General features: G+C 40.9%; 9 protein-coding genes. 8 read left to right on the top strand and 1 reads right to left on the bottom strand.

Annotated features, from left to right (window positions below):
• The first annotated feature begins 144 nt into the window (after positions 1–144).
• The 3 genes from J663_RS08825 to zigA all read left to right on the top strand — a co-directional run bounded on the left by J663_RS08825 (position 145) and on the right by zigA (position 3,791).
• Positions 145–1,533 carry an amino acid permease gene (locus J663_RS08825; protein WP_033849163.1) on the top strand — a complete coding sequence of 463 codons (1,389 nt, stop codon included), beginning with the start codon at positions 145–147 and terminating at the stop codon, positions 1,531–1,533.
• A 163-nt stretch (positions 1,534–1,696) separates the two neighbouring features.
• Positions 1,697–2,383, top strand: a complete 687-nt coding sequence (locus J663_RS08820) for a YcbK family protein (RefSeq protein ID WP_033849160.1) — start codon at positions 1,697–1,699, stop codon at positions 2,381–2,383.
• Between the two features lie 142 nt (positions 2,384–2,525).
• Positions 2,526–3,791 carry a zinc metallochaperone GTPase ZigA gene (gene zigA, locus J663_RS08815; protein ID WP_081404678.1) on the top strand — a complete coding sequence of 422 codons (1,266 nt, stop codon included), beginning with the start codon at positions 2,526–2,528 and terminating at the stop codon, positions 3,789–3,791.
• A 33-nt stretch (positions 3,792–3,824) separates the two neighbouring features.
• Here zigA and J663_RS08810 read toward each other — a convergent pair whose 3' ends face one another.
• Positions 3,825–4,937: an acyltransferase family protein gene (locus J663_RS08810; RefSeq protein ID WP_033849159.1), complete on the bottom strand. Its 1,113-nt coding sequence runs from the start codon at positions 4,935–4,937 to the stop codon at positions 3,825–3,827.
• 353 nt (positions 4,938–5,290) lie between these two features.
• On the opposite strand from J663_RS08810, the gene hutC reads away from it, so the two are divergent.
• The 5 genes from hutC to J663_RS08785 all read left to right on the top strand — a co-directional run bounded on the left by hutC (position 5,291) and on the right by J663_RS08785 (position 11,646).
• On the top strand, positions 5,291–6,043 hold the full coding sequence (gene hutC, locus J663_RS08805; RefSeq protein WP_014207981.1) for a histidine utilization repressor: 753 nt from the start codon (positions 5,291–5,293) through the stop codon (positions 6,041–6,043).
• On the top strand, positions 6,040–6,615 hold the full coding sequence (locus J663_RS08800) for a HutD family protein (protein ID WP_033849158.1): 576 nt from the start codon (positions 6,040–6,042) through the stop codon (positions 6,613–6,615). Before hutC ends, J663_RS08800 begins: the two co-directional genes overlap by 4 nt.
• Positions 6,616–6,875: 260 nt before the next feature.
• On the top strand, positions 6,876–8,543 hold the full coding sequence (hutU, locus tag J663_RS08795; protein ID WP_078210161.1) for a urocanate hydratase: 1,668 nt from the start codon (positions 6,876–6,878) through the stop codon (positions 8,541–8,543).
• 87 nt (positions 8,544–8,630) lie between these two features.
• Positions 8,631–10,169: a histidine ammonia-lyase gene (hutH, locus tag J663_RS08790; RefSeq protein WP_000421598.1), complete on the top strand. Its 1,539-nt coding sequence runs from the start codon at positions 8,631–8,633 to the stop codon at positions 10,167–10,169.
• Between the two features lie 64 nt (positions 10,170–10,233).
• Entirely contained in the window at positions 10,234–11,646 is a 1,413-nt protein-coding gene (locus J663_RS08785; RefSeq protein ID WP_033849156.1) for an amino acid permease, read from the top strand.
• Positions 11,647–11,648 lie beyond the last annotated feature (2 nt).

Below are 11,648 nucleotides of genomic sequence, written 5' to 3'. Positions count from 1 at the left end.
TTTCTTGTATTTTCTGTTTTCATTCGCGCTTATGAGAAAAGTCACGCAATTATTTTTTTCATGAATCTCTATGAAAATCTGATCAATTTATGATATACGTAATTTATTGGAAAAAAATTACGTGACACGGATGAGAATAATCATATGTCAGCACAAGAGCAAGGAAACCTGAAACATGGTTTGAGTAATCGGCACATCCAGCTTATTGCATTGGGTGGGGCGATTGGCACAGGGCTTTTTCTTGGTATATCACAATCGATTAAATTAGCAGGTCCATCGGTCATCCTCGGTTATGCCATTGCAGGATTTATTGCTTTTTTAATGATGCGTCAGCTTGGCGAAATGGTGGTTGAAGAGCCAGTTAGTGGATCTTTTAGTCATTTCGCCTACAAATATTGGGGACCATTTGCAGGGTTCATGTCAGGATGGAACTATTGGGTACTCAATGTACTCGTCTGTATGGCAGAACTAAGCGCAATTGGTCTTTACATTCAATATTGGTGGCCGCAAATTCCGACGTGGGCATCTGCTTTAGCCTTCTTTGTCTTAATTAATGGCATTAATCTGCTACACGTTAAGTTTTTTGGCGAAATGGAATTTTGGTTTTCTATTGTCAAAATCTTAGCGATTCTTGCAATGATTGGCTTTGGTTCATATCTACTTGCAACAGGCACAGCAGGTCCACAGGCAAGCATTTCAAACCTTTGGGCACTTGGCGGTTTCTTCCCGTTCGGTGTTGAAGGCTTAGTGATGGCAATGGCGGTCATTATTTTTGCTTTTGGTGGTATTGAGCTTTTCGGTATTACTGCAGCTGAAGCACGTGACCCTGATAAAACTTTACCTAAAGCTGTGAATCAAATTATTTATCGTATTTTGATTTTCTACATTGCGACGCTTTTTGTTTTATTCTCGCTGTTCCCATGGAACCAAATGGCACAAGGCGGAAGCCCGTTTGTAATGGTCTTTGCTTCTTTAGATAGCCAAGGCATAGCAACGTTATTGAACTTTGTGATTTTGACCGCTGCGGTTTCAGTTTATAACGGGACAAGTTATTGCAGTAGCCGTATGTTATTAGGCCTTGCACAACAAGGAAATGCACCAAAAGTATTTGCACGTATTAATAAACGCGGTATTCCAACCAACGCAGTGATCCTTTCTGCGGCAGTCACTATTTTATGTGTACTGTTAAATTATATTTTCCCTGAAAAAGCATTTGGTTTACTCATGATGCTTGTGGTTGCAGCGATTGTAATTAACTGGGTTGTAATTTCATGGACGCATTTAAAATTCCGCAAATATATGCAGCGCCAAGGGCAAACAACGAAGTTCCCAAGCTTTATATATCCGTTTAGCAACTATCTATGCATACTGTTTATGCTGGGTATTTTGGTCGTGATGTCTTTAACACCAGATATGCGTGTTGCGGTCATGATGATTCCTGGCTGGATCTTGTGTTTGATGGTGGCTTACCAATTTAAACGCCGAAAATTAAAAGCTGAGCAGTCTGTACCTGCCTTAGAAGCAGATATTTAATAAATTATTGAGTTGTATCTAAAAAGGGCGTCTGACAGGCGTCCTTTTTTATTTTTAAAATTTAGCAACAGAAATTAAAGGATTTTATTGTTGTTATAATATAACATTTCATTAATTTAATGATGAGCAATTTTCCCATTTTTGGTGAAGATAGAGCATATTTATGAAGCGTTATTTCGGTTTAATTTTATTATCTCTCACAGCATGTAGCACTCAAACACCCAAGCCAACAACCCCTCTGCATACCCAAACATCTTTACCTCAACCTACAAAAGCAGTGGTCAAAATAAGGCATCAACCCGAGGCGTATGTTGCGTGGTTAGCAACAGCAGACCATCGGCAGTCTGTGCAATCTTACAAGCAATTTCTTAAGCAAAAAGGGCTTGCGAATTTAGTGCCAGACCATGAATTATTAAGCTCAGCTCGAGATTGGCAAAAATGTGGAGTTGAGCCTTATGCGGTGCCACCAAGAGAGATTTGGTCCAATATTGTTCCGACGCTTAGCATTTTAAAAGCATTAGTTGATGATGGCGTAATTAATGATTTTGAAGTGACTTCGGTCTACCGAGCGTTGTCTCTAAACCGCTGTGCAGGTGGTGCTGATGCTTCTCGGCATGTCTTTAATGCAGCGCTTGATTTTCGAATTGGCCCAGAACAGCCTACCGATTTAGACCAATTCAGTATTCAGCAAACTAAAACCAAACTTTGTCAGTTTTGGGCCACAAAAGGCCAAGCGCTTAATATGGGACTAGGTGTTTATGCTTCAGGACAAATCCATATTGATAGCCAAGGATTCCGTGCATGGGGGCCTGACCATCACTACAAAACCTCAATTTGTCAGGGGCTATAAAAGCAATTTTTTCAACGACTAAGTAAATTGATTTAAATAAAAGCGGAATAAAAACTTGATCAGTAGTTATGTTATAACATAACATTATTGTGGTTTAGAAATAGATTACGCCTGTGATCTGGCCATACCTAGATGGCCAGCCATGATCAGTTTAAATATTATTCGAAGAGATCAAGCCATGCGCACTGCAATCGCCAACTCATTTGCCAAGCTTCCCGTCACTGTTTTATCAGGCTTTTTAGGTGCAGGAAAAACCACATTACTCAACCATATTTTAAATAATCGTGAAGGCCGCCGTATTGCCGTGATTGTCAATGATATGTCTGAGGTGAATATTGATGCGGCATTAGTACGCGAAGGTGGGGCGGAGCTTTCAAGAACGGATGAAAAGCTGGTTGAAATGAGTAATGGCTGTATCTGTTGTACGTTACGCGAAGATTTATTGGTTGAGGTGAGACGTTTAGCCGACGAAGGGCGCTTTGACCAATTGGTGATTGAGTCAACTGGCATTTCAGAACCGTTACCTGTAGCAGAAACGTTTACCTTTGAAGATGAAGATGGAAACTCACTCAATGAATTCGCTCGACTCGACACCATGGTCACGGTAGTCGATGCTTTTAACTTCTTTAAAGATTACAGTTCAGTTGACTCACTGCAACAACGTGGCGAATCATTAGGTGAGCAAGATGAAAGAACTGTAGTCGATCTTCTCATTGATCAAATCGAGTTTTGTGATGTGATTGTGCTGAATAAAATTGATCTGATTGATCGGGCTCAGCAAGACCAGCTTATCGCCATTTTAAGAACTCTAAACCCGCGTGCCCGAATTGAAATTGCTCAATTTGGAAAGATCGCTTTAGATAAAATTTTAAATACGCAATTATTCGATTTTGATGAAGCTGCCCAAGCACCAGGCTGGTTAAAAGAGTTACGTGGTGAGCATACGCCAGAGACTGAAGAGTATGGAATCAGCAGCTTTGTTTACCGCGCTCGCCGACCTTTCCATCCAGAGCGTTTTTATGATTTGGTTCATGCTGAATGGCCGGGAGTCGTGCGCTCCAAAGGCTTTTTCTGGTTGGCTGCTGAACCGACATTGGCTTATTCATGGTCACAAGCGGGAGCAATGGCTCGGCATGGCTTAGCAGGTTACTGGTGGGCCGCCGTTGCAGAAGAAGACTGGCCGAGTGACCTAGCCAGCATTGAAGAAATTAAGAAAAATTGGGATGTACGCACAGGAGATGCGCGTCAGGAACTGGTTTTAATTGGTATGCAAATGGATGAGCAAGCTTTAATACAACGCTTGGATCGCTGCTTGTTAAGTGATGAAGAAATGGCTTTAGGACCACAAGTTTGGCAGAGCTGGTCTAATCCTTTTAAGCAAGAAGATGAAACCATGTTGATTGCTTAATTAAAGAAGCCCCTATTTTAAAGGGGCTTCTTTTTATGATTTATCTTTAATAAAAATCTTTCGAATGTAGCTGTTGAGCGGTGTCGAATAATATTTTTCAATCGCTGCGCTGATAATAAAGGTCAGAATCAGATAGCCAATTAAAAGCATAATTTTGATGCTAGCGTCGGTTTGAGCCGGAACAAAAGCAACCTTCATAAGGCCCAATACAACCAGATGAAACAAATAAGTTTCGTAACTTCTTTGCCCCAACCAGACCATCACTTTGGTAAATAGGTTATGCGCTTGCGTTTCGGAAGGATGCTGAAAGCACAAAATGAGTAAACCTGTGGCAAAAGCAAATAAGCTGATACCCCATGTACTCACTTCTTTAATTGGCGCATATAAATATAGAGCGGTCATGCTCAAAATAATCAACCACGAAAGAGATTTTTTATAGTGCCAATTTGGCTGATATTTATGAGAGAAAATGGCAGTTAAACAGCCAATTGCTATACCATCAAAACTCGAAAAATAGTGATATAAATAAGCGCCGCTTTCTTCTCCAAAATGCAGAGACCTAAAATAAGGCCCATATAAAATCACGCCAAAAAGTACAGCAATAAAGACCTTATTACTACGTGTAAGTAGACACAATAATGGAAAAACAAAGTAAAAAACTTCTTCTACAGATAGCGACCACAACACGCCCAAAGCGTAGTTTACCCAACCGAATTTAATAATCAGGATATTCATCCAGAAGGTTAAGGCTGCAAATATGGTTAAAGGATAAGAGACCTCAATGCCATTCGGTGCTTGGTTCATAAAGGGTTTTAAGTCAAATGAACCAAGTACACTTATACCTAAAATGAGTAATACCAGACACGGTAAAATACGCGCTGCTCGTCGCATATAAAAATGCTTGAGGTTAATTGCAGAAAATTGTTTGTCTCGTTTTAAAGTGTGATGGGTAATTAAAAAACCCGAGATCACAAAAAACATGGTGACGCCATAATTTCCATTTCTTGCGATGACTGTGCTAAATGCTTCACCTAAAAAATCAAAACCTAACCATGTATCTTTGAGTTTATAGGGAATATTAAAATGATGTAAAAGAACCAAAAGGATAGAAATTCCTCGAAGAATATCTATTTTATAATTACGCATTCGATGTGCTTCCAGTTTTATTAATATACTGTGTGGCAGAAGAATACTATCGATCAGTTATTTTAAATAAAAGTTTTAAGCAGCGTTTCGTAAATTAGAAAAGACGATATTTTTTACATCCTTGAATTGAGCATAGACTTAGCAGACACAACTATTAAATAAATATTGATAAAATCCTAATATATTTGAATTTCTCTAAATAAAACTTTAAATTAGCTCTTACCGAACTATGTTTATTTTTTAAACTTTTTAAAATCTATTTAATTCATAAATTAACATGTTGTATGTGGTTGTATATACATAGCATGTCAACTAAAATACTTTTTTGCCTGCCGCCTTTTTGAGTATTTGTTATGCCCAGAACATCAAAACAAGAACATGCTGAGCTTTCGATTGAAGCTGATAGTCCAGTTCCTCTATACCAACGTGTAAAACAGCTGATTTCACAAAAGATTTATGAAGGCTCGTGGGCTGTAAATAAAAAAATTCCTTCGGAAAGTGAACTCGTTAATCAACTTGGCTGTAGCCGTATGACGGTAAACCGTGCGCTACGTGAGTTAACAACAGAAGGCTTACTCGTTCGAATTCAGGGCGTTGGTTCTTTCGTAGCTGAAGGGCAAGGCCGAACTGCACTTTTTCAAATTAATAATATTGCCGATGAGATTATTGCACGAAACCATAAGCACCACGCTGAAGTTTTAGTCCTAGAACAAGTTTATGCAAATGCAGAGCAAAGCGTGTTAATGCAGACTCGCGAAGGGCAAAGATTATTTCATTCGATTATTGTGCATTATGAAAATGATGTACCTGTTCAGGTCGAAGATCGTTTAGTTGATGCAGCACTGATTCCAGATTATTTAGAACAAGATTTTAAAACCATTACCCCGAATGCTTACCTCATGGCAAAAGCACCTGTGTCAGAAGGTGAGCATATTGTTGAGGCAGTTTTAGCATCTCCTCAAGAGTGTAAGTGGTTAAAGATTACCAAAGCTGAACCATGCTTACTGATCCGTCGCCGTACATGGTCAAACAAACAACTCATTTCAAGTGCGCGTCTGATTTATCCGGGTAGCCGCTACTATCTCGAAGGGAAATTTAACCCATGATTGAATTGATCAGGGCCGATCAATATACAAAAATGCTTTGGAAAAATGGTGCAGGTTTTACTTTAGAAATTGCCAGAAGCCAAGGTGAAGGAGACTTTGAGTGGCGTATTTCGATGGCAGATGTGACCACTTCTGGGCCATTTTCGCTATTTCCCAATAAGCAGCGCATTATTAGCGTACTCGATGGACAGGGCATGGTACTGCATGTCGATGACCTTCCTGCCAAAACGCTGAACCAAGGTGATATTTTTGCTTTCCATGGCGAGAGTCAGGTCCAAAGTGAACTGGTCGACGGTGCAATTCGAGATTTAAATTTAATTTATGATCCTGCAAAGTTTCATGCTCGTTTTCAGTGGTTGAATGATGCAGCGGATCAGGCATTTATCAGTTCGGCAGACCTGATTTTCATTTTTAATCAGGGTAGTGAAACGGAAGTGAACGTTGATGATCATTCCGTTCAGCTTGCTGCTCAAGAAACACTAAAAATTGAGAAAAAATCTGGTGTCACATCAATCAATTTTCCAATAAAACAGCTCAAAAGTTGCTATATCATTGAGTTAATTCAACGTTAAAAAGATATAATTTACTGATTAAAAAGCACATGTCTTGATAGAAGATATGTGCTTTTTTTATGTCAGATATAAAAATAAATTAATTTATTTCAAAAGCTTATTCAATTTTTTTAAAAAAATATAAGCAAGCCTCTTCACGTCGAAAAATATTTGTGTAGTATATGGATGTATATACAAGTTAATACATTACTATACAAATGCAGAGACAAGTGATGTTCTGCTGATGTAAGCTCAAAGGAAGGAGTCCGCCTGTGACAACAATGACAACAAAATTTCGTGATGTAGAAATTCGTGCGCCACGCGGCACTGAATTGACGGCTAAAAGTTGGTTAACTGAAGCTCCATTACGTATGTTGATGAATAACCTTGATCCGGACGTTGCAGAAAACCCGAAAGAGTTGGTTGTATACGGTGGTATTGGCCGTGCAGCACGAAACTGGGAATGTTTCGACAAAATTGTAGATACTTTAAAAAATCTTGAAACTGATGAAACGTTATTAGTTCAATCAGGTAAGCCAGTAGGTGTATTTAAAACTCATAAAGATGCACCACGCGTTTTAATTGCAAACTCAAACCTTGTACCGCACTGGGCAAACTGGGAACATTTCAACGAGTTAGACGCAAAAGCACTTGCAATGTACGGTCAAATGACAGCAGGTTCATGGATCTACATTGGTAGCCAAGGTATTGTACAAGGTACTTATGAAACTTTCGTTGAAGCAGGCCGTCAACACTACAACGGTGATTTAAAAGGCCGTTGGGTGCTTACCGCAGGTTTAGGTGGTATGGGTGGCGCTCAGCCTTTAGCTGCAACACTTGCAGGTGCGTGTTCTTTAAACATCGAATGCCAACAAGCAAGTATCGATTTCCGTTTACGTACGCGTTATGTAGATGAACAAGCGGCTGATTTAGATGACGCTTTAGCACGTATTGACCGCTATACAAAAGAAGGTAAAGCAATTTCAATTGCGCTTCATGGTAACGCTGCTGAAATTTTACCTGAGCTTGTACGCCGTGGTGTACGTCCAGATATGGTGACTGACCAAACAAGTGCACATGATCCACTTAATGGCTACTTACCAGTAGGCTGGACTTGGGATGAATACCGTGCACGTGCGAAAACTGAACCCGAAGCTGTTGTAAAAGCTGCAAAACAGTCGATGGCGAAGCACGTACAAGCGATGCTTGATTTCCAAAAAATGGGTGTTCCAACATTTGACTATGGCAACAACATCCGTCAAATGGCGAAAGAAGAAGGTGTAGCAAACGCTTTTGATTTCCCAGGCTTCGTACCTGCATACATCCGTCCATTGTTCTGCCGTGGTATTGGTCCATTCCGTTGGGCAGCACTTTCTGGTGACCCAGAAGACATTTATAAAACAGATGCCAAAGTTAAAGAGTTAATTCCTGATGATGAACATTTACATCACTGGTTAGACATGGCACGTGAACGTATTAGCTTCCAAGGCTTACCAGCGCGTATTTGCTGGGTAGGTTTAGGCTTACGTGCAAAACTTGGTTTGGCATTTAACGAAATGGTTCGTAGCGGTGAATTGTCTGCACCAGTTGTGATTGGGCGTGACCATTTAGACTCAGGTTCAGTTGCGAGTCCAAACCGTGAAACTGAAGCAATGCAAGACGGATCAGATGCAGTATCAGACTGGCCTTTATTAAACGCTTTGCTTAATACAGCAGGCGGCGCAACTTGGGTGTCTTTACATCACGGTGGTGGTGTAGGTATGGGCTTCTCTCAACACTCAGGCGTTGTGATTGTGTGTGATGGTACAGATGAAGCTGCTGCACGTATTGCTCGCGTACTGACCAATGACCCTGCAACAGGTGTTATGCGTCATGCCGATGCAGGTTATGAAATTGCGATTAACTGTGCGAAAGAGCAAGGCCTACACTTGCCAATGATCACGCAATAAAAATACACGGAAGAACTGGCGGTGCTTTTTGCAATTGTGAAAAGCACCGTCTCAGCAGAATATAGTGCAAAAAATTAGGAAGCCAACATGGAATTATTAATTCAACCGGGAAAACTGACCTTAGCCGATTTACGTCAAGCGTACCTTAACCCGATCAAAGTTAAATTAGATGAAAGTGCTTCATCTGCAATTAATGCAAGCGTGGCTTGCGTTGAGAAAATTGTAAATGAAGGACGTACAGCTTACGGTATTAACACGGGCTTTGGCTTACTTGCTTCAACCAAAATTGCTCCTGAAGATTTAGAAAAATTACAGCGTTCATTAGTTCTTTCACATGCCGCAGGTGTAGGTGAAGCACTTGATGATGCAATGGTTCGTTTAATTATTCTATTGAAAGCAAATAGCTTGGCGCGTGGTTTCTCTGGTATTCGTCGTAAAGTGATTGATGCTTTGTTGGCTTTAATTAATGCCGAAGTTTACCCACACATTCCACTAAAAGGTTCAGTAGGGGCTTCAGGTGACTTGGCGCCACTTGCACACATGTCTTTAGTGTTACTTGGTGAAGGTAAAGCGCGTTATAAAGGTGAATGGTTACCAGCAGTTGAAGCTTTAAAAGTTGCAGGTTTAGAACCTATTTCTTTAGCAGCTAAAGAAGGTTTAGCACTTTTAAATGGTACACAGGTTTCAACTGCTTATGCTTTACGCGGCTTATTTGAAGCGGAAGATTTATTTGCAGCTGCAACAGTTTGTGGTGGCTTAAGCGTTGAAGCAATGCTGGGTTCACGTGCACCATTCGATGCTCGTATTCACGAAGTACGTGGTCAACGTGGCCAAATTGATGTGGCTGCGGCTTATCGTGACCTATTAACAGACTCAAGTGAAATTGCACATTCGCACGAAGACTGTAGCAAAGTTCAAGACCCATACTCTTTACGTTGCCAACCACAGGTGATGGGTGCATGTTTAACGCAAATCCGTCAGGCTGCTGAAGTATTAGAAATTGAAGCAAATGCTGTATCTGATAACCCGCTTGTTTTTGCTGAACAAGGTGACGTGATTTCTGGTGGGAACTTCCATGCAGAACCTGTTGCAATGGCGGCTGATAATCTAGCTTTGGCAATTGCAGAAATTGGTTCACTGTCTGAACGTCGTATTTCGATGATGATGGACCGTCACATGTCACAACTTCCACCGTTCTTGGTGGCAAATGGTGGTGTTAACTCAGGCTTTATGATTGCTCAAGTAACTGCTGCTGCTCTTGCGAGTGACAACAAAGCGCTTGCACATCCAGCAAGTGTTGATAGCTTGCCGACCTCTGCCAACCAAGAAGACCATGTATCAATGGCTCCGAATGCGGGTAAACGTCTTTGGTATATGGCTGACAACGTCCGTGGCATTTTAGCTGTTGAATGGTTAGGCGCTTGTCAGGGTCTAGACTTCCGTGAAGGCCTAAAAAGCTCGCCTAAACTTGAACAAGCTCGTAAAATCTTGCGCGCTCAAGTGCCTTACTACAGTGAAGACCGTTTCTTTGCTCCTGATATTGAGCAAGCAAGTGAATTACTCTCAAGCGGCTGCTTAAACGAGTTAATTATTCCAAAACTACTCCCTAGTTTATCTGAAGTGTGATTGATAAAACGGTCACATGGAGTGGCCGAATCTAACTAAATATCCTCAAGGATTGGAGATTATAATGTCACAAAACTCCACACTACAGCGGGGTTTAAACACCCGCCATATTCGTTTCTTGGCATTGGGCTCAGCAATTGGAACTGGGCTTTTCTATGGTTCGGCAACTGCCATTAAAATGGCAGGGCCTTCAGTATTACTTGCGTATATCGTTGCAGGGATTGCAATTTATATCGTTATGCGCGCATTGGGTGAAATGGCTGTCCATAATCCTGTCTCTGGCTCATTCAGCCACTATGCATCACAGTACATTGGTCCATTGGCTGGTTTTACGACAGGTTGGACGTATGTCTTTGAAATGGTGATTGTTGCAATTGCCGATGTGACTGCTTTTGGTATTTATATGGGGTTCTGGTATCCCGATGTACCACGGTGGATCTGGATTTTATCCCTGATTATGTTCTTAGGTGCCATTAACCTCATTCACGTTAAAGTCTTTGGCGAACTCGAGTTTTGGCTGTCTATTGTCAAGGTGAGCGCCATTGTTGCCATGATTTTAGGTGGAATAGGCTTAATGTTCTACGGCTTCCATGCTGACCATAGCAGTGTAGTTCCGGGGATTCAAAACTTATGGATTTATGATGGCTTTATGCCGCATGGGATTGCCGGCTTAGTTGCATGTTTATCTGTGGTTGTATTTGCTTTCGGTGGTATCGAAATTATTGGTATTACAGCAGGTGAGTCACAAGATCCGAAAACCACTTTACCAAAAGCAATTAATGCAGTTCCAGTACGTATTTTACTTTTCTATGTACTGACCATTTTTGTACTGATGTCGATTTTTCCATGGAACCAGATCGGTAGCCAAGGTAGTCCTTTCGTACAGATTTTTGAGAATTTAGGCATTCAATCGGCGGCAACAATTTTAAATATTGTTGTTATTACAGCAGCAGTTTCAGCAATTAATAGTGATGTCTTTGGTGCAGGGCGTATGCTTTATGGCATGGCAAACCGTGGTCAAGCACCTCGAATTTTCCAAAAATTGTCACGTAATGGTGTGCCATGGATGACTGTTGTGGTTATGGCTGGGGTGCTATTAATTGGTGTAGTGCTGAACTATCTGATTCCTGAAAATGTATTCATGATCATTGCCTCAATTGCAACTTTCGCAACCGTTTGGGTATGGCTCATGATCTTGCTTTCACAAGTCGCGATGCGCCGTAAGTTATCTACTGCTGAAATTAAAGCACTTGATTTTCCTGTAATTGGCTGGCCGTATGCTCCTGCTTTTGCAATTGGTTTTATGGTGTTCATTTTAGTCATGATGGGTTATTTCCCAGACTCGCGTCCTGCAATTTATGTCGGAATCACATGGCTTGTTCTGTTAATGATTGCTTATCGTATTTGGGTAAAACCTCAGCAAAATTTGGGAAAGCAAAATAATTCAGTCCCGCAAAATATTGAGATAGAAAGCTAACA

The sequence above is a fragment of the Acinetobacter sp. 826659 genome (assembly GCF_000588515.1).
In the GTDB taxonomy this organism is placed as follows: Bacteria; Pseudomonadota; Gammaproteobacteria; order Pseudomonadales; family Moraxellaceae; genus Acinetobacter; species Acinetobacter pittii.
This window is presented reverse-complemented; position numbering and strand designations above follow the sequence as displayed.